This window comes from Streptomyces sp. NPDC058685 (genome assembly GCF_042714725.1).
Classification (GTDB): domain Bacteria; phylum Actinomycetota; class Actinomycetes; order Streptomycetales; family Streptomycetaceae; genus Streptomyces.
On the sequence record NZ_JBHXSL010000032.1, the window covers coordinates 1 to 19,861 of the forward strand.

Sequence of the window (19,861 nt, forward strand, 5' to 3'; positions counted from 1 at the left end):
GGCGCGGAACGCGCCCGGCCGCCCCTCGCTCCGTCCTACACGTCCTCGGCGGGCCGCAGCCACACCGTGGCGAGCGGGGGCAGCGTGAGCTGGAGGCTGGAGGGACGGCCGTGCGAGGGCGTCGACTCCGGCTTCAGCGGATCGGGGTTGAGGATGTCCGAGCCGCCGTACCGCGCCGCGTCCGTGTTCAGGACCTCCGTCCAGGCGGTCACCGAGTCCGGCACCCCGAGGCGGTACTCGTGGCGGACCACCGGGGAGAAGTGGCTGATCGCGAGCAGCGGCGCACCCGAGGTGTCGAAGCGCAGGAACGCGAAGACGTTGTCCTCGGCCGCGTCACCGTCCACCCAGGAGAAGCCCTCGGGGTCGGTGTCGCGCTGCCACAGCGCGGGCGTCGCGCCGTACACGCCGTTCAGATCGCGGACCAGTTTCCGCACCCCGTGGTGGTCCGCCTCGGCGGCGTACGACGGATCGAGCAGCCACCAGTCCGGTCCGTGGCTCTCGGACCACTCCGCCCCCTGGGCGAACTCCTGGCCCATGAACAGAAGCTGCTTGCCCGGGTGGGCCCACATGAAGCCCAGATAGGCGCGGTGGTTGGCCCGCTGCTGCCACCAGTCGCCGGGCATCTTGCTCACCAGTGACTGTTTGCCGTGCACGACCTCGTCGTGCGAGATCGGCAGCACGTAGTTCTCGCTGTAGGCGTACACCATCGAGAACGTCATCTCGTGGTGGTGGAACTTGCGGTGCACCGGCTCGTGCGAGACGTAGTCGAGCGAGTCGTGCATCCAGCCCATGTTCCACTTCAGTCCGAAGCCCAGCCCGCCGAAGCCGCCCGGACCCACATGGTGGGTCGCCCGGGTGACGCCGTCCCAGGCCGTGGACTCCTCGGCGACCGTGACGACGCCGGGGCAGCGCCGGTAGACCGTGGCGTTCATCTCCTGGAGGAAGGCGACCGCGTCCAGGTTCTCCCGCCCGCCGTGCTCGTTGGGCGACCACTCGCCGTGCTCGCGGGAGTAGTCGAGGTAGAGCATCGAGGCGACGGCGTCCACCCGCAGCCCGTCGATGTGGAACTCCTCGCACCAGTACACGGCGTTGGAGACCAGGAAGTTGCGGACCTCCTTGCGGCCGTAGTCGAACTCGAGGGTGCCCCAGTCGGGGTGCGCGGCGCGGGCAGGGTCCTCGTGCTCGTACAGCGGGCGGCCGTCGAACTCCGCGAGCGCCCAGTCGTCACGCGGGAAGTGCGCCGGCACCCAGTCCATCAGCACACCGATGCCCGCCCGGTGCAGGGCGTCGATCAGATAGCGGAAGTCGTCGGGGGTGCCCATCCGGGAGGTCGGGGCGTAGAAGCCGGTGACCTGGTAGCCCCAGGAGCCGCCGAACGGATGCTCCGCCACCGGCATCAGCTCGACATGGGTGAACCCGAGGTCCTTCACATAGGCGGGGAGCTGGAGCGCGAGCTGGCGATACGTCAGACCGGGGCGCCAGGAGGGCAGATGCACCTCGTAGACCGAGAACGGCGCCTCGTGCACCGGCCGGTCCGCGCGGCGGGCCATCCACTCCTCGTCCCGCCACACATGGTGGGACTCGGTCACGATCGAGGCGGTGGCGGGCGGCACCTCGGCGCGGCGCGCCATCGGGTCGGCCCGCATGGTGTGCGAGCCGTCGGGGCGCATGATCTGGAACTTGTAGAGAGCGCCCTCGCCCACCCCCGGCAGGAACAGCTCCCACACGCCGGTCGAGCCGAGCGAGCGCATCGGGAATCCGGCGCCGTCCCAGTAGTTGAAGTCGCCGACGACCCGCACACCGCGGGCGTTCGGGGCCCACACGGTGAACCGGGTGCCGGTGACGCCCTGGTGGGTCATCGGCAGCGCGCCGAGCGCCCGCCACAGCTCCTCGTGCCGGCCCTCGCCGATCAGATGCAGATCGAGATCGCCGAGCGAGGGCAGGAAGCGGTACGGGTCGTGGGCCTCGACCTCGTGCGAACCCGTGCCCCCCTCGCCGTCGTAGGTGACGAGCAGTTGGTACTCGGGAGCCTCGCGCAGCGGGAGGACGCCGGAGAACAGGCCGTCGCCGTCCTCGTGCAGCTCGGCCCGCAGGCCCTTGGCGAGCACGGTCACGGTCCTGGCGAAGGGGCGCAGCACGCGCAGTTCGACGCCGCCCCGCACCGTGTGCGCGCCGAGCAGCCCGTGCGGGTCGTGGTGCCCGCCGCTCAGCAGCCGCTCCCTGTCGCCCTCCGCGAGAGGCTGGGCCGCCCGCACGCCATGACTGCCGCCGGCCCGCGGCGGTGGCGTGGCGGCCTCCTTCGCGCGGGCGTCGGCCGTCTTCGCGCGGGCGTCGGCCCTGCCGGCCGCGGCCGGCTTCTTGGTCGCTTCGGATCCGGAGGAATTTCGGGAGGGGGGTCGGGCGGTCACGGGGGCGGCCTCCTTGGGCGCGGTGGGTTCAGGGGGTGGCGGCCAGGCGGTCGATGGCCGCCATGGGCACCGGCAGCCAGTCGGGGCGGTGCCGTGCCTCGTAGACGGCCTCGTACACGGCCTTGTCCGTCTCGTACGCCCGCAGCAGTTCGGGCTCGGCGCGCGGATCGGTGCCGGCGGCCTCGGCGTAGCCCTCGCAGTACGCCGCCCGGCAGAGCTCGGCCCAGGCCGGGTTCCAGGGGCGGTGGGTGCGGGCCGCGTAGTCGAAGGAGCGGAGTATGCCGGCGATGTCGCGCACCGGGGGCTGGGGCTTGCGGCGCTCGGCGAGCGGCCGGGCCGGCTCACCCTCGAAGTCGATGACCGACCACTCGTTCCCGGTCCGCGAACCGCCGTACAGGGTCTGGCCCAGATGCAGATCGCCGTGCACCCGCTGGGCCCGCCAGGCCCGGCCGTCGCGGCCGAGTTCGGCCAGCGCGTCGAAGGCGGTCCGCAGCCGGGGCACGTACGGCAGCAGGGCCGGTACCGCCTGCGCGGCCTCCTCCAGACGCCGGTTCATCGAGGCCGCCAGGTGCTCCGTCTGCGCACGGCGCAGCATGACGGTGGGCAGTTCGTCCGCGAGAGCGGTGTGCACCTCGGCGGTGACGCGCCCCAGCGAGCGGGCCTCCGCGGTGAAGGAGGAACCTTTGTTCAACGCGTCGAGCGCCAGCTGCCAGCCGTCCTGCGAACCGCGCAGGAAGGGCTGGAGCACTCCGAGGGTGTACGCCGCCGAACCGCTGTGGGGCCGTGCCTCGTACCAGGCCACGGGCGCCGGAACCCGGTCGCACCCGCCGCGGGCGAGCGCCAGCGGCAGCTCCAGGTCCGGGTTGGGACCCGGCTGGACCCGGCGGAAGAACTTCAGGATGTACGCGTCGCCGTACACGAGCGACGAGTTGGACTGCTCGGCCTCCAGCGGGCGGGCGACCAGCGATCCGGGGATCGTCGGCGCGCCCTCGAACCGGGCGAAGCGCAGCGGTCCGAGCTGCCCCGGCCGGCGCAGCCGTTCCAGGACGATCTCGGCGAGCCGCCGGTCGCGCAGGCCCTCGTAGACCGTCCGGCCCGCCAGCGGGCCGTCCGCCGGGCGCCCGATCAGCGCGGGTGCGAGGTGCGGGGGCAGGGTCTCGCGTACGCCGAGGAGCAGTTGGTAGCAGTCCTGTGGTGCGTCGGCCGGCAGGCCCGGCTGCTGCACGTCCACCAGCAGATGCAGCAGCCCCGGTCCCGTGCCGTCCAGGGGCAGCAGCTCGGTCGCCGAGACGAGCGAGAACCCGGTGACCGGATGGCCCTTTCCGGCGAACCAGCGCTGCCGTGGCAGCCAGGCGTGCAGAAGGGGGGCGAGGGACGGGAGAAGAGCGGTCTGAGTCCGGGTGGATGCAGCCTCCGACATGGCTTCGCGTCCTTTCCCCGGGTACACCACATGTGCGCAGAGTGTCCCGGATTACAGCAGTGGCTGTCCGGCGGCGCGCGGGGATGAAGGGGAGAGTGCCCGGTGCGGGACGGGGGAAACCGCCCCGCAGGAGGTACCTCTCGTTACCTGGGCATCAGGCTGCCGCCGCGTCCTTTCTGAGCCTGAACCAGTAGAAGCCGTGGCCGGCGAGAGTGAGCAGATACGGCCACTGGCCGATGGCCGGGAACCGCACTCCGCCGATGAGCTCCACCGGATGCCGTCCGCCGAACTGCCGCAGGTCGAGCTCGGTGGGCTGCGCGAACCGCGAGAAGTTGTGCACGCACAGCACGAGGTCGTCCTTGTACTCGCGGGTGAAGGCGAGCACCGCCGGGTTGGACGAGGGCAGTTCGGTGTAGACGCCGAGTCCGAAGGCGGGGTTCTGCTTGCGGATCTCGATCATGCGGCGGGTCCAGTGGAGCAGCGAGGACGGGCTGCTCATCGACGCCTCGACGTTGGTGACCTGGTAGCCGTAGACCGGGTCCATGATGGTCGGCAGATAGAGCCGTCCGGGATCGCTGGAGGAGAAGCCCGCGTTCCGGTCGGGGGTCCACTGCATCGGCGTGCGCACCGCGTCCCGGTCGCCGAGCCAGATGTTGTCGCCCATCCCGATCTCGTCGCCGTAGTACAGGATCGGCGAGCCGGGCAGCGACAGCAGCAGAGCGGTGAAGAGCTCGATCTGGTTGCGGTCGTTGTCCAGGAGCGGCGCGAGTCGCCGCCGGATGCCGATGTTGGCCCGCATACGCGGGTCCTTGGCGTACTCGGCGTACATGTAGTCGCGCTCTTCGTCCGTGACCATCTCGAGCGTGAGCTCGTCGTGGTTGCGCAGGAAGATGCCCCACTGGCAGTTCTGCGGGATCGCCGGCGTCTTGGCCAGGATTTCCGAGACCGGGTAGCGGGACTCGCGCCGTACCGCCATGAAGATCCGCGGCATCACCGGGAAGTGGAACGCCATGTGGCATTCGTCGCCGCCCGCGGAGAAGTCGCCGAAGTAGTCGACGACGTCCTCCGGCCACTGGTTGGCCTCCGCCAGGAGCACCGTGTCCGGGTAGTGCGCGTCGATCTCCTTGCGCACCCGCTTGAGGAACGTGTGCGTGGCGGGGAGGTTCTCGCAGTTGGTGCCTTCCTCCTGGTACAGGTACGGCACGGCGTCCAGCCGGAAGCCGTCGATCCCCAGGTCGAGCCAGAACCGCAGCGCCGAGATGATCTCCTCCTGCACCGCCGGGTTCTCGTAGTTGAGATCCGGCTGGTGGGAGAAGAAGCGGTGCCAGTAGTACTGCTTGCGGACCGGGTCGAAGGTCCAGTTGGACGTCTCGGTGTCGACGAAGATGATCCGGGCGTCCTGGTACTGCTTGTCGTCGTCGGCCCAGACGTAGTAGTCGCCGTAGGGGCCGTCGGGATCGCTGCGGGACTCCTGGAACCACTCGTGCTGGTCGCTGGTGTGGTTCATGACGAAGTCGATGATGACCCGCATACCGCGCTGGTGGGCGGCGTCCACGAACTCGACGAAGTCGGCGAGGTCCCCGAAGTCGGGGAGGACCGACGTGTAGTCGGAGACGTCGTAACCGCCGTCCCGCAGAGGGGATTTGAAGAACGGCGGCAGCCAGAGGCAGTCGACCCCCAGCCATTGCAGATAGTCCAGCTTGGCAGTGATGCCCTTGAGGTCGCCGATGCCGTCTCCGTTGCTGTCCTGGAAGGACCGCACGAGGACTTCGTAGAACACGGCCCGTTTGAACCAGTCGGGATCGCGGTCCTTGGCGGGAGTGTCCTCGAACGTGTCGTGGACGGGCTCATTGACGATCATGATGTGGGTGACCCTCCGATCGGCGGGGACGGTCGCAGAACGACGATGTGCGCGGGCGTGCTGCCCGGCTCGAGGCGCACATAGGTGGATCTGCCCCAGTGATAGGTCTCGCCGGTGAGCTCGTCGCGCACCGGTACGGTCTCGTGCCAGCCGAGTCCGAGTTGCGGCATGTCCAACGAGACCGTTGCCTCCTGGGTGTGGTGGGGGTCGAGGTTGGCGACCACGATCACGGTGTCGCCCGGGTTCGGACCGGACTTCTTCGAATAGGCGATCACCGCGTCGTTGTCCACGGGGTGGAAGTGGATGTCGCGCAACTGCTGGAGGGCGCCGTGGCGGCGCCTGATCCGGTTGAGCCTGGTGATGAGGGGGGCGATGGAGCGGCCCTCGCGCTCGGCCGACTCCCAGTCCCGCGGCCGGAGTTGGTACTTCTCCGAGTGCAGGTACTCCTCGCTGCCCTCCCGCACCGGCACGCTCTCGCAGAGCTCGTAGCCGGCGTACACACCCCAGCTGGGCGACAGCGTCGCCGCGAGCACCGCACGCACCTCGAAGGCCGGACGGCCGCCCTTCTGGAGGTAGGCGTGGAGGATGTCGGGGGTGTTCACGAAGAAATTGGGACGCATGTACGAGGCGGCGTCGCCGGAGAGCTCGGTGAGGTACTCGGTGAGTTCCTGCTTGCCGGTACGCCAGGTGAAGTAGGTGTACGACTGCTGGAAGCCGATGGCCCCCAGGGTGTGCATCATCGCCGGCCGGGTGAACGCCTCGGCCAGGAAGATCACGTCCGGATCGGTCCGGTTGATGTCCGCGATCACCTTTTCCCAGAAGACGACGGGCTTGGTGTGAGGGTTGTCCACGCGGAAGATCCGTACACCGTGTTCCATCCAGAAACGCAGCACCCTGAGCGTTTCCTGGACGAGTCCGCGCATGTCCCGGTCGAACGCGATCGGGTAGATGTCCTGGTACTTCTTCGGCGGGTTCTCGGCGTAGGCGATCGAGCCGTCGGCGCGGTGGTGGAACCACTCGGGGTGCTCGGTCACCCAGGGGTGGTCGGGCGAGCACTGGAGCGCGAAGTCGAGGGCGATCTCCATCCGCAGACCGCGTGCCGTCTCGACGAAGTGGTCGAAGTCCTCGAAGGTGCCGAGGTCGGGGTGGAGCGCGTCGTGGCCGCCGTCCGCGGAGCCGATGGCCCACGGGACGCCGACGTCGTGGGGGCCGGGGGAGAGGGTGTTGTTGGGGCCCTTGCGGAAGGTGGTCCCGATGGGGTGCACCGGCGGCAGATAGACCACGTCGAAACCCATGGCGGCGATGGCGGGCAGCCGTTCGGCGGCCGTGCGGAACGTGCCGGAGACGGGCGGGCCGTCCTCGGGGACGACGGCCCCCTCGGAGCGCGGGAACAGCTCGTACCAGGAGCCGAACAGGGCCCGCTTGCGCTCCACAAGGAGCGGCAACGGGCGGGAGATGGTGACCAGTTCGCGCAACGGGTGACGGGAGAGCGCGGCGGCGGCGTCCGGTGCCAGGGCGGCGGCGAGCCGGGCGGCCGACGAGCGCGTGGTGTCGCGCAAGGCGTCGACGGCGGCGAGCACGGCCTCGCGCCCGTCGCCCTTGGGCACGCCGGCCGCGGCCCGCTCGTACAGCTCGGCGCCCTCCGCCAGCACGAGCGCGGTATCGATGCCGGCGGGGACCTTGATGCCGGCCTGATGGCGCCAGGTGGCCACCGGGTCGCTCCAGGCCTCCACGGCGTAGCTCCAGCGGCCCTCCGTGTCCGGGGTGATGTCGGCGCCCCAGCGGTCGGTGCCCGGAGCGAGCTCCCGCATGGGGGTCCAGGGGCCGGGTCGGCCGGTGGGGTCTCGCAGCACGACATTGGCGGCGACCGCGTCGTGTCCTTCGCGGAAGACGGTGGCGGCGACCTGGAAGGTCTCGCCGACGACCGCTTTGGCGGGCCTCCTCCCGCAGTCGACTTGGGGACTGACGTCCAGGACAGGGATGCGACCGATCATGGGCTCACCTGAGGGCTCTTCGGACAGGACAGATTGAGCGGATTGTCTACTAATGCTTGTTTTGCCTGTTCTTTGTAGCTGGTCAGTCGACGGCTGGCGTGCTGCGGGCATGGCCGCTCCTGTCCGCGTTCACTCGGGTGGGCTGAAACCTGTCGCTCAGGGAGTGCGGTCGCGCACGTACCGGGTGAGCCTTCCCACGCTTTTCGGGTGGGCAATCCGGTGGTTTGTTAACTACTAGGACGTAGGTGGCCGCACAAGGGAACGAAACGGCGGAACGGGGTGCGGGTGCCCACGCATCGCGTGACCACCCGCACCCCGTTCGCACTCCGTTCGATTCTGGCTACGTCGCGAGCCAGGTTCCCCAGCTCGGTTCCGGCCGCCCGTTCACGACGGCTCGCCCGACCACGTCTGCCACGGCTGACGGGCCACCCACTCGTCGACGGGCGCCGGTTTCAGCGACAGCGCGGACGCCGACGCACCGTCATCACCCCTCATCAGACCGGGTTCCAGTGCGGCGGCCATGTAGTGGTAGATACCGGCGACCCCGGCCGCCGACTCGGCGCCCAGGATCTGCGCGAGGCCCTGTTCGAACACGCCGGGATCCAGCGGCACATACCGCACCGAACGGCCCAGACCCTGGCCGAAAGCCTCCGCCAGTTCCGGACCGGTCAGGGTCCGGGAGCCGCCGATGTCGAACGCACGGCCGGCGACGCCGTCCACCGTGAGGGCCGCGTACACCGCCTCCGCGAGGTCCCGGTGCGAGATCCAGGCGGTCGGCGTGTCGGCGGGGAGCGGGTAGGCGAGAACGCCCTCGTTCACCAGCGCCGGACCGTTCCACGGGCTGAAGAGGTTGTCCAGATAGACCGGCGGGCGGACCACCACCAGCTCCACCCCGGTCTGCGCCAGGCTCTCGCGGAACACCGTCTCGGCCAGCCGCCGGGTCTCGAAGGCCACGACATTGGTGCTGCGGTCCGGGACGCGCGTGTTGCTGTTGTAGACGAGCCGCCGCAGTCCGGCCTCGCGTGCCGCCTTCGCGATGTGCTGGGCGTACCGCATCACCTTCTCCGCCTGGTACACCAGCGGCAGCACCACGGCCGCGTGCGTGGCCCCCGCGAAGAGCCGGCGCACGTCCTCGTACCGTCCGAGGTCGCCGTCCACGACACAGACGCCGGGCAGCGCCGGCCGGTCCGCCTCGGGCCGGCGGCTCAGCGTGCGCACACGATGGTCCCGCTCCGTCAGCAGACGGGCCGTGGCGCCCCCCTGGAAGCCGGTCGCCCCCACGACCGCTACGCGCATCGGAATGTGATCGGACATGAGTCTCAAGAGCCCTTCGATAGGGTGTGGCTGCTGCCGTGAACGGCTCTTCCAGGCTCGCCTCGGTGGCTTCGGCCGATCAATTAACAAACCGGGGCGGGGGTTGAAGGATCGTCCAATGGACGCTGAGACCGAAGGCGACGACCTCCTCAGCGAGCTGCTGAAACCCCTGCGTCTGACCGGGGTGTTCGACAGCCGCTGGCATGTCAGCGCACCCTGGGCCATCGAGGGGGACGCGGAGCAGGGCTGCGCGGTGCTCCACTTCATCACCGAGGGCGGCTGCTGGATCACCGGCGAGGGACAGACCCCCCTCCAGCTGCACACCGGCGACCTCGCTCTCTTCCCGACCGGCACCGCGCACCGGCTCTCCGACGTACCCGGACGGCGGGGCCTGGCGCTCGGCACCGTGCTGCCCGAGCGCGAGCCCGGCACCTCCGGCGAGATCCGGATCGAGGGCGGGGGCGCGGAGAGCCGACTGCTGTGCGCCGGACTCCACTACGACGAGTCCGCGGCCACCGGCCTCTACAAGGCGCTGCCGTGGGCGCTGGTGCTCGACAGCTCCCAGGTCGACAGGGAACCGCTGCTGCGCGACACCCTGCGGCTGCTGGCCGCCACCGACCGTCCCGTGGGCCCCGGCGACCGGCTGGTCACCCTGCGCGCCTTCGAGATGGCACTCGTCCTCGCTCTGCGGCCGCTGCTGCGCGAACTCGCCGACAACCCCTCCTCGCTGCCGGTGCTGCGCCATCCCGGCATCAGCAGGGCCATGGTCATCATCGCCACCCGGTTCGCCGAGCCGTGGACCATCGAGTCGCTGGCCCGCGAGGTCGGCATGTCGCGCTCGGCCTTCACCGCCGCTTTCCGCGAGCTGGTCGGCGAGGCCCCCGCCCGCCATCTGACGGGGCGGCGGATGCAGGAGGCGGCGCGGCTGCTGACCGAAACCTCGCTCCCGCAGTCCTCGGTGCCGCAGCGCGTCGGCTACCAGAGCGCCGTGGGCTTCCATCTGGCCTTTCGCAAGTGGTACGGCACGACGCCGGGGGAGTACCGGACCGGAAGCTTCTCAGCTGCATGACTGGCCGGTTCTTAATCACCGCTGGACGGTCGTTCATTGCCCCGTGTCCGTACCGGGGGCGAGGCTCGGCTGTGTCGGGGGACATTCCGTTCGAGGAGAGACGTTGACCAGGTCCGGCCGGGAATACCTCGCAGCTCTTCGTGACGGGCGCGAGGTGTGGCTCGACGGCGAGCGCGTCAAGGACGTGACCCGCCACCGAGCCTTCCGCAACACCGCGGCGTCCGTCGCACACCTCTACGACCTCGCACAGTCCGACGAGCACCGGGACGTGCTCACCGTGGACGGCGTGCACCGCGCCTACACCGTGCCCCGCAGCCGGGAGGACCTCGTCGCGCGGCGCGCGGCCTACAAGGTCTGGTCGGAGGCGAGCTTCGGCTTCCTCGGCCGTACGCCCGACTACATGGCCGGCGGGGCCGCCGCGTTCGCCGCCGTGCCCCAGGTCTTCACCACCGGCTCCTTCGACGGCGCGGACAACGCCCTCGCCCTCCACCGGCGGCTCGCCGACGACGATCTGTACTGCGCGTTCACCATCACCAACCCGCACTCCGGCGAGGGCGAGGACGACCTCGTGATCCGGGTCGTCGCCGAGAAGGACGACGGGATCGTGGTGAGCGGCGCCAAGATGATCGGCACGGGTGCGGTGTTCGCGGACGAGGTCGTCGTCGGCACCATCGAGCCGCTGGCCCCCGAGGACGCCGACCACGCCGTGTCCTTCTCGGTCCCCACGGACACCCCCGGCCTGACCTTCGTCTCGCGCACCTCCTACGAGGCCCAGGCGCGCGGCGTCTTCGACAACCCGCTCTCCTCCCGCTTCGACGAGAACGACTCGCTGCTCGTCTGCGAGAACGTCTTCGTGCCCTGGGAGCGGGTGCTGACGTACCGGAACGTGGACGCCACCGCCGCCATGTGGTGGCAGACGCCGGCCTACCTCAACTTCGTCCACCAGGCGTCGACCCGCTTCTGGACCAAGCTCGAGTTCCTGACCGGTCTCGCCCTTCTGATGACACGTACCAATGGCACCTACAAGCTGCCGCCCGTCACCCAGGCGGTGGGACGGCTGCTCGGGATGGTCGCCCAGGCCAAGGCGTTCGTCCTGGCCGCCGAGGCCTCCTGCGAGCCGGTCGACGGCGGACGCGGCGGGGTCGCGCCCGGCACCGAGATCTCCTACGCGCAGCGCATCATGGCCGGCGAGCTGTATCCGCGCGCCGTGCGGGAGATCAAGCAGCTGGCCGGCGGGGCGGTCATCCAGCTGCCGGCCTCCGCCGAGGATCTGCTCCACCCCGAGCTCGGTCCGCTGGTGACGAAGTATCTGCGCGCGCCCGGCACCGCGGCCGAAGAGCGGATCAAGCTGCTCAAGCTGGCCTGGGACGCGCTCGGTTCGGAGTTCGCCGCCCGCCACGAGCAGTACGAGCGCTTCTACCACGGCGCCCCGCACGTGTATCTGACCATGCAGACCTGGGCGGGCGGGGCCGAGGCATGCGAGAACCTGGCGCAGGCCTGTCTCGACGGCTACGGCCTCGGGACCGGCCAGTGACCTCCGGCCGTCCGGGCGCGGCCCTCGCCCTGCTGGCCTCCACCCAGCTGTTGCTGATCATGGACACGGCGATCATCAATGTCGCGCTGCCGTCGGTCGGCGACGATCTCGGGTCGGGCTCCGCCGGCCTGTCCTGGGTGGCCAACGCCTATCTGATCACCTTCGGCGGGCTGCTGCTCCTCGGTGGCCGGGCCGCCGATCTGCTCGGTCACCGGCGGGTGTATCTCACCGGACTCGGTCTGCTCGCCGCCGCGTCCGCGGCCGGCGCGGTCGCCGGCAGCGCCGGGGCACTGATCGCGGCGCGGGCGGTGCAGGGGGCCGGAGCGGCGCTCGCCGCGGCGGCCGCCTTCGCCCTGCTGCTCGGGCTGTTCCCGGACGGGCCCGGACGGCACAGGGCGCTCGGCGCCTTCGCCGCGATGGGTGGCCTCGGCGGCGTGCTGGGCACCGTGCTCGGCGGCGTGCTCACCGATCTCCTCGGCTGGCGTTCCACGTTCTGGCTCAGTGTGCTCGTCGCGCCGGCGCTCGGCGGGGCGGCGCTGCGGCTGCTGGACGGCGGTGGTCGCGGCGCCGTACGGGGCTTCGACCTCGCAGGCGCGCTCACCGCCACGGGCGGCCTCGGACTCCTCGCCTACGCCCTGGTCGGCGCGGGGGAGGCGGGCTGGACGGATCCCCGTACCCTCGGCGCCGGCGGTGCGGGCCTGCTCCTGCTCGCGGTCTTCGCGGTACGGGAGTCGAGGACGGCACGTCCGCTGGTCCCGCCGGCCGTGCTGCGCCGGCCCACGCTGCGGCTGGCCAACATCCTCGCCGCACTGGCGCAGATGACGCTGTTCCCGATGTTCTTCCTCGTCAGTCTCTTCCTCCAGACGGTGCTCGACCGCTCCCCGCTGGCCGGGGGTCTCGCCCTGCTGCCGCTGTCGCTGGTCGTCGTCGCCGTCGCTCCGCAGACCGGCCGGCTCATCGGCCTGCTGGGGCTGCGGCGCACCATGACCGTCGGCTTCGCCGCACTCGTCGCGGGCACGCTCTGGCTGGCGCTCGCGCTGTCCGCGGACGGCCCGTTCGCCTCCACGGTCCTCGCGCCCACCCTTGTCATCGGTGTGGCGCTGCCGCTGGTCATGGTCACCACCAATGTGGCGGCCACCGCCGACGCGGCGCCCGACGAGACGGGACTCGCCTCCGGACTCGTCAACACCAGCCAGCAGTTCGGCTCGGTGCTCGGACTCGCCGTCCTGGTCGCCGTCGCCACCGCGGGCACCACGAACGGCGGTGTACCGCAGACCGAGGGGTTCCGTGCCGCGCTGCTCGCCGGCGCGGCCTTCGCGGCCCTCGCCGCCCTGCTGACCCTGAGGCTGCCGCTGTCCGCGCCCGTCCCCGGTCCCGCGACGCCCCCGGCGCAGCAGGACCGCGTCGGCGGCGCCGTGGAGTAGAGCAAGTCCGGTAGAGCGCGCCGGTCAGAGCGGTCCGGCACGCATGCGGCGACGGCGCCCGGTGACCGCGCGGCGCCGACACCTCCGCATCCCACCTGTTGATCTGACGTTGTCCGAGGGGGACCTCCGTTGACCCTGTACGACCTTGTCGCGCCCGGAATAGAACGAAGCGGCGATCCGCGCTACCGGATAGCCGAGATACGCGCCGCCGACCCGCTGGGAGCCGACGCCCTGCTCGCCGCCGTCCCGGCGATGAACGCCGACGCCGACACCGCTGCTCTCACCGTCGCCCTGCGCACCGTCCTGCCCGTCGCCGACCGGCTGGCGGCCCTCGGCGTCACCGACGCCCTCGCCGCCATGCGGGATCTGGGCATCCTGCTCGGCTCGCTCAAGCGGCACGGCGTACAGCCGCTGACCGCCGTGCCCGAGGCGCTGCCGGTGCTCGAAGAACTCGGCCGGCGCACCGACATGGTGCCGCGCGACACCGTGCACCACTACACGACCTGGAACCCGCTCGGCGACCGTCAGCGCATGTACACCGGCGACCCGATGGAGGCCCACCTCCAGGAAGCCGTCCGGATGGTGTTCCCCGGCCTCGTCGCCTCGCTCGACACCTGCGCCGAACTCGCCCGCCTCGAACCGTACGACCCCGGGTTCGCCTGCGCCCTGGACCGCACCGCCCGGCACGTCCGGTCCATGGTCGACTCCATCGACTTCACCGTCGCCCAGGTCTCCCCGGTCTTCTTCGCGAAGGAGATGCGCTGCTACTTCGAGGAGATCGACGTGGCGGGCGCCGACTACCTCGGCCCCGCCGCCGCCCAGGTGCCGCTGTGGCTGGTCGATCTGACGCTGTGGCAGTGCGACCGCAGCAGCCCGGCGTACGACGACTTCCTCGACGAGTCGGTGCGCTACAGCCTCCCGTCCTGGCGCGACCACTACGCCACGCACCGGGGCGGCGTCTCCGCGGTCTCCAAGCTCTCCGCCGCCATCAGCTGGGAGGAGGCCGACCGGCTGCCGCCGCAGCTCGCCCGGTCCGCGGTCTCCCTCGCCCGTGTGCTGCGCATCCTCAAGACCTTCCGCGCCCGCCACTTCACCATCGCCCGCAAGGCCTACAGCGAGGAGGTGCGGCAGTACGAGACGGGCAGCGGCGGCGCCCCGATCGAGCTGCTGCGGTCGGTGCTCGACCTGACCCGGGACAACGAGACGCTCGTACGCCGGTCCGTCGAGCGCCCGCCCGCCCCCGTTGCCTGACGACGTCCCAGGAGACCCGACCCATGACCCACTTCATGATCGCCGGCGGCGGCATCGCCGGCCTCACCGCGGCGCTCGCCCTGCACACCGCGGGCTTCCGGCGGGTCACCGTCGTCGAGGCGGTGCACGAGAGCCGGCCGGTCGGCGCCGGGCTGAACCTCATGCCGAACGCGGTACGCGAACTCGACGCGCTCGGACTGCTCGAACGTCTGGAGAAACGCTCCTTCGCCACACGCGAGCTGCGCTACTACCACCGCAGCGGCTCACTCGTCTCCCGGGAGCCCCGCGGCACCGGCGCCGGGTACCACTGGCCGCAGCTGTCCATCCAGCGTGACGAACTCCTCGGCGCCCTCGGCGACGCGGTGCGCGAACGGCTCGGGACGGGGGCCGTGGTGGGCGGAGTCAGGGTGACCGCCGTCGAAGCGCTGGGCGGCGGCCGCCGCCCCCGGGTGCAGCTGGAGCACCGTGACGGCGGGCGCCGGGGCAGTGCCTCCCTCGAACCGGACGTCCTCATCGGCGCCGACGGCATCCGCTCCACCGTCCGCGCGGCCCTCAACCCCGGTGAGGGCGATCCGCCGTGGAACGGCATGCTCGTGTGGCGGGGGGTGTCCCGGCTGCCCGCCGAGCGGGCCGGCCGCTTCATGGTCATCGCCGGCGACGACCGGCAGAAGGCCGTGGTCTACCCGATGACCGAACCGGACCCGGACACCGGCGAGGTGCTGGTCAACTGGGCGCTCGCGATGCCCGCCGACACGGCCGGCGGCGCGAACCCGCGCGGCGACTGGAACCGCCCGGTCCCCCTGAGCAGGTTTCTGCACCACTACCGGGGGTGGGAGTTCGACGGCGTCGGCGTCGAGGAGGTCCTGAACGCGGCCGACGCCGCGTTCGAGTACCCGATGGTCGACCGCGAACCGCTCGAACGCTGGTCGCACGGCCGTACGACTCTGATCGGGGACGCCGCCCACGCCATGTACCCCATCGGTTCCAACGGGGCGACGCAGTCGGTCGTCGACGGCCGCGCTCTCGCCCACGCCCTCGCCCAGCACCCCGACCCGGTCGATGCGCTGGCCGCGTACGAGGCCGACCGAAGGCCCGCCATGACCGAACTCCAGCGGGCCAACCGCAGGCTGGGCCCCGAGGTGGTCATCAACCTCGCCCACGAGCGCGCCCCCGGCGGCTTCACCGACATCGACGAGGTGATCCCGCGGGCGGAGCGGGACGAGATCGCCGCACGGTACGCCGCCACCGGAGCCTTCGATCCCACCACGGTCAACCTCGGCTCCCCCTACGGCCCCACGGTGCGCGCCCGGCGCTGAATGCCCCGGCGAGCATCCACCGGGCTCCGCGCGCCGTGGTTGCGGAGGGCGGGGTGCGACTAACGTCGTGCATGACGGAGAGACGCACACCGCCGTGCGTCCCCTCGGATGCGTACCTCCCCTGCGAAGGTGGGACCCGTGAAGGCCATTCGTCGATTCACCGTCCGCCCCGTCCTCCCCGAACCGCTGCGCCCGCTCAGCGATCTCGCGCGCAATCTGCGCTGGTCCTGGCACACCGAGACCCGAGACCTCTTCCAGGCCGTCGACCCCGCGGGGTGGCGGGCGGCCGGAGGCGATCCCGTGCGGCTGCTCGGCTCGGTGTCCGCCTCCCGGCTGGCGGAGCTGGCCGGGGACCAACCCTTTCTGCACCGGCTGGCCGCCGCGGCCGCCGATCTGGACGACTATCTGCACGGACGCAGGTGGTACCAGACGCACAGCGGCACCTCCGGCGACGGCGGGCCGGAGTTCCCCGCCGCCGTCGCCTACTTCTCTCCGGAGTTCGGCGTCACCGCCGCGCTCCCGCAGTACTCCGGCGGTCTCGGCATCCTCGCCGGCGACCACCTCAAGGCCGCGAGCGACCTCGGCGTACCGCTGATCGGCGTCGGACTGCTCTACCGCCACGGCTACTTCCGCCAGTCCCTCTCCCGCGACGGCTGGCAGCTGGAGCACTATCCGGTGCTCGACCCGAACGAGCTGCCGGTCACCCTGGTGCGGGAACAGGACGGCACTCCGGCACGGGTGTCCCTCGCGCTGCCCGGCGGACGCTCGCTGCGGGCGCACATCTGGGTCGCCCACGTCGGCCGGGTGCCGCTGCTGATGCTCGACTCGGACGTCGAGGAGAACGGCCTCGGCGAGCGCGACGTCACCGACCGGCTGTACGGCGGAGGCAGCGAACACCGGCTGCTCCAGGAGATGCTGCTGGGCATCGGGGGAGTGCGGGCGGTGCGGACGTACTGCCGGCTCACCGGACACCCGGAACCCGAGGTGTTCCACACCAACGAGGGGCACGCCGGCTTCCTCGGCCTGGAGCGCATCCGCGAACTGGGCCGGGCCGCCGAGCAGGGCGGCAGGGACCTGGACTTCGAGGCGGCTCTCGAAGCGGTACGGGCGGGGACCGTGTTCACCACGCACACCCCGGTGCCGGCCGGCATCGACCGCTTCGACCGGGAGCTGGTCGCCCGCCACTTCGGCGAGCACGCCGAACTGCCCGAGGTCCCGGTGGAGAAGATCCTCCAGCTCGGCATGGAGACCTATCCGGGAGGCGAGCCCAACCTCTTCAACATGGCCGTCATGGGACTGCGGCTGGCCCAGCGCGCCAACGGGGTCTCGACCCTGCACGGCGCGGTGAGCCGCGGCATGTTCGCCGGCCTGTGGCCGGGCTTCGACGCCGAGGAGGTGCCGATCACCTCCGTCACCAACGGCGTGCACGCGCCCACCTGGGTGGCGCCCGAGGTGTTCCGGCTCGGCGCGCGCCGGATCGGTGCGGACCGCGCCGAGGACGCCATGTCCGTCGGTGACACAGGGCCCTGGGACGCCGTCGCCGACATCCCCGACGCCGACATCTGGGGGCTCCGCCGCGAGCTGCGGGAGCAGCTGGTGACCGAGGTGCGCCGGCGCGTGCGCGCGTCCTGGCGGCAGCGGGGCGCGGACGGGGCGGAGCTGGGCTGGGTCGACAACGTCCTCGACCCGGACGTGCTCACCATCGGGTTCGCCCGCCGCGTGCCGTCGTACAAGCGGCTCACGCTGATGCTCCGCGACCGCGACCGGCTGATGGAGCTGCTGCTGCATCCCACCCGGCCGGTGCAGATCGTCGTGGCCGGCAAGGCCCACCCCGCGGACGACGGCGGCAAGCGGCTGGTGCAGGAGCTGGTGCGGTTCGCGGACGACCCGCGGGTGCGGCACCGCATCGTCTTCCTGCCCGACTACGGCATGGCCATGGCGCAGAAGCTCTACCCCGGCTGCGACGTCTGGCTGAACAATCCGCTGCGGCCGCTGGAGGCCTGCGGCACCAGCGGGATGAAGGCGGCGCTGAACGGCTGCCTCAACCTGTCGGTGCTGGACGGCTGGTGGGACGAGTGGTTCGAGCCGGACTTCGGGTGGGCGATCCCCACCGCGGACGGCGCGGCCACCGACGACGACCGCCGTGACGACCTGGAGGCCGCGGCCCTCTACGAGCTGATCGAGAACCGGGTCGCCCCGCGCTTCTACGACCGCGGTGACCAGGGCCTGCCCTCGCGGTGGATCGAGATGGTCCGCCGCACGCTGACCACCCTCGGCCCCAAGGTGCTGGCGGGGCGCATGGTGCGCGAATACGTCGAGCGCCTCTACGCACCGGCGGCCCGGGCCCATCGGGCGCTGGGCGCGGAGAGCGCACGCGAACTGGCCTCCTGGAAGCGGCGGGTGAGGACCGCGTGGCCGCGGGTCGCTGTGGACCATGTGGAGGCGTCGGAGCAGCCGGCGTCCGAGGGCACGGCGGAGCTGGGCGCCACGCTCGGGCTGCGGGTGCGGGTCGCGCTCGGCGACCTGGAGCCGGACGACGTGGAAGTGCAGGCGGTGGCGGGCCGGGTGGACTCCGACGACGCGATCGCCGACGCCCAGACCTTCCCGCTGAAACCGGCGAGCGGCCCGGACATGGAGGGCCGCTGGGTGTACGAGGGTCCGCTCGCGCTGGACCGCACGGGCCCGTTCGGCTACACGGTCCGCATCCTGCCCGCGCACCGGCTGCTCGCGGCCAGCGCGGATCTGGGTCTGGTGGCCCTTCCCACGGAGGCGACGGGGGAGGGCGCGGGCGTACTGATGCGCTGACCCCTGCTCCTTCGGGAGCGTTTGTGCTGTGTGCCCGGCCGCGATGCGGCCGGGCACACTTTCTTCATGACGTGAACTCAGTGTCTTGACGTGCACATGGGATGCCTTTAGTTTCCTGGTCCACCATCGCGTTCACTCTCGCGCTCAACGTTCATATGAGTGAACCCTGTTGGAACCTTCGCCCCCCACCCGGAAGGCATCCCCATGCGCACCGGATCCACCTCCCACGCCCTGCGCAGGCCGCGAACGCTCGCGCTCGCCCTGTCCACCGCGCTGGCCGGCGTGCTCGCCGCCACCCTCATATCCCCGGCCTCCGCCGTGAAGGAGGCCCCTCGGGGCACCGTGAAGACGGCCGCCGCTGCCGCGGCCCCGGCCGCCTTCACCCACCCCGGCGTGCTCGTCAGCCGCCCCCAGCTCGACTTCGTCAAGGCCAAGGTCCAGGCGAACGCCCAGCCCTGGAAGGGCGCCTACGACCAGATGATGGGCAGCAAATACGCCTCGCTCTCGCGTACCGCCAAGCCCCGCGCGGTCGTCGAGTGCGGCTCGTACTCCAACCCCAACAACGGATGCACCGACGAGCGCGAGGACGCGATCGCCGCGTACACCCTCTCGCTCGCCTGGTACATCAGCGGTGACAGCCGCTATGCCGCCAAGGCCGTCCAGATCATGGACGCCTGGTCCGCCGTGATCAAGGACCACACCAACAGCAACGCCCCGCTCCAGACCGGCTGGGCGGGCTCCTCGTGGCCGCGGGCCGCCGAGATCATCAAGTACACCTACAGCTCCTGGCCCAACTCCGCGCGCTTCGGCACCATGCTGCGCAACGTCTACCTGCCCGAGGTCATCAACGGCTCGCACTCCAACGGCAACTGGGAGCTGAGCATGATGGAGGCCGCGATCGGCATCGCGGTCTTCCTGGAGGACCGCACGGCGTACGACAAGGCCGTCACCACGTTCCGCGGCCGGGTCCCGGCGTACATCTACATCGCCTCCGACGGCGCACTGCCCAAGACCGCGCCGGGGTCCGGCCTCAACACCCGGGACAAGATCATCGGCTACTGGCAGGGCCAGTCGACCTTCATGGACGGGCTCAGCCAGGAGACCTGCCGCGATCTGACCCACACCGGCTACGGGCTCTCCGCCATCTCGCACTTCGCCGAGACCACCCGCATCCAGGGCCAGGACCTCTACCCCGAGATCGCCGACCGGCTGCGGCACGCGCTCGGGCTGCACGCCAAGTACCAGCTCGGCACCCCGGTTCCCGGCAACCTCTGCAAGGGCAGCCTCAAGGACAAGCTGGGGCCGGTCACCGAGGTCGGGTTCAACGCCCTGCACACCCGTATGGGCATCGACATGAGCAACACCCAGAGGCTCACCGAGCAGCAGCGGCCCGCCGGGTCCAACAACCTGTTCGTCGGCTGGGAGACGCTCACCCACGCCGGCAACCCCAGCTGACCGAACATCA

12 protein-coding genes are annotated in these 19,861 nt (G+C 71.2%); 7 read left to right on the forward strand and 5 right to left on the reverse strand.

The features are described from left to right. Window positions 1-35 precede the first annotated feature (35 nt). The 5 genes from glgB to ACFWU3_RS23770 all read right to left on the reverse strand — a co-directional run bounded on the left by glgB (window position 36) and on the right by ACFWU3_RS23770 (window position 8,997). Window positions 36-2,408, reverse strand: coding sequence for a 1,4-alpha-glucan branching enzyme (gene glgB, locus ACFWU3_RS23750; protein ID WP_384441027.1), 2,373 nt, complete (start codon window positions 2,406-2,408; stop codon window positions 36-38). Between the two features lie 28 nt (window positions 2,409-2,436). After that, window positions 2,437-3,828 carry a maltokinase gene (locus tag ACFWU3_RS23755; protein WP_384441030.1) on the reverse strand — a complete coding sequence of 464 codons (1,392 nt, stop codon included), beginning with the start codon at window positions 3,826-3,828 and terminating at the stop codon, window positions 2,437-2,439. 154 nt (window positions 3,829-3,982) lie between these two features. Further along, entirely contained in the window at window positions 3,983-5,689 is a 1,707-nt protein-coding gene (gene treS / locus ACFWU3_RS23760; RefSeq protein WP_384441033.1) for a maltose alpha-D-glucosyltransferase, read from the reverse strand. Beyond that, window positions 5,686-7,683 (reverse strand): alpha-1,4-glucan--maltose-1-phosphate maltosyltransferase, encoded by a 1,998-nt coding sequence (locus tag ACFWU3_RS23765; RefSeq protein WP_384441036.1) that lies wholly within the window; start codon window positions 7,681-7,683, stop codon window positions 5,686-5,688. The genes treS and ACFWU3_RS23765 overlap by 4 nt, the downstream gene beginning before the upstream one ends. A gap of 384 nt (window positions 7,684-8,067) precedes the next feature. Beyond that, window positions 8,068-8,997, reverse strand: a complete 930-nt coding sequence (locus ACFWU3_RS23770; RefSeq protein ID WP_384441039.1) for an SDR family oxidoreductase — start codon at window positions 8,995-8,997, stop codon at window positions 8,068-8,070. Between the two features lie 118 nt (window positions 8,998-9,115). On the opposite strand from ACFWU3_RS23770, the gene ACFWU3_RS23775 reads away from it, so the two are divergent. The 7 genes from ACFWU3_RS23775 (at window position 9,116) to ACFWU3_RS23805 (ending at window position 19,851) form a co-directional block, all read left to right on the forward strand. Beyond that, window positions 9,116-10,066 carry an AraC family transcriptional regulator gene (locus ACFWU3_RS23775; protein ID WP_384441042.1) on the forward strand — a complete coding sequence of 317 codons (951 nt, stop codon included), beginning with the start codon at window positions 9,116-9,118 and terminating at the stop codon, window positions 10,064-10,066. A 103-nt stretch (window positions 10,067-10,169) separates the two neighbouring features. Next, complete coding sequence (locus ACFWU3_RS23780; protein WP_384441045.1) at window positions 10,170-11,600, forward strand: 4-hydroxyphenylacetate 3-hydroxylase family protein; 1,431 nt, start codon at window positions 10,170-10,172, stop codon at window positions 11,598-11,600. Next, window positions 11,597-13,024, forward strand: coding sequence for an MFS transporter (locus ACFWU3_RS23785; RefSeq protein ID WP_384441048.1), 1,428 nt, complete (start codon window positions 11,597-11,599; stop codon window positions 13,022-13,024). The genes ACFWU3_RS23780 and ACFWU3_RS23785 overlap by 4 nt, the downstream gene beginning before the upstream one ends. A 129-nt stretch (window positions 13,025-13,153) precedes the next feature. Continuing rightward, a complete protein-coding gene (locus tag ACFWU3_RS23790) occupies window positions 13,154-14,275 on the forward strand; it encodes a monodechloroaminopyrrolnitrin synthase PrnB family protein (protein ID WP_384441051.1) in 1,122 nt (373 codons plus the stop codon). Window positions 14,276-14,298: 23 nt separating this feature from the next. Beyond that, window positions 14,299-15,591, forward strand: coding sequence for a flavin-dependent oxidoreductase (locus ACFWU3_RS23795; protein ID WP_384441054.1), 1,293 nt, complete (start codon window positions 14,299-14,301; stop codon window positions 15,589-15,591). A 138-nt stretch (window positions 15,592-15,729) separates the two neighbouring features. After that, window positions 15,730-18,396: an alpha-glucan family phosphorylase gene (gene glgP / locus ACFWU3_RS23800; RefSeq protein ID WP_384441057.1), complete on the forward strand. Its 2,667-nt coding sequence runs from the start codon at window positions 15,730-15,732 to the stop codon at window positions 18,394-18,396. A 204-nt stretch (window positions 18,397-18,600) separates the two neighbouring features. After that, the gene (locus ACFWU3_RS23805) at window positions 18,601-19,851 is read left to right on the forward strand and encodes an alginate lyase family protein (RefSeq protein ID WP_384441060.1); all 1,251 of its coding nucleotides are present in this window, start codon (window positions 18,601-18,603) and stop codon (window positions 19,849-19,851) included. Window positions 19,852-19,861 lie beyond the last annotated feature (10 nt).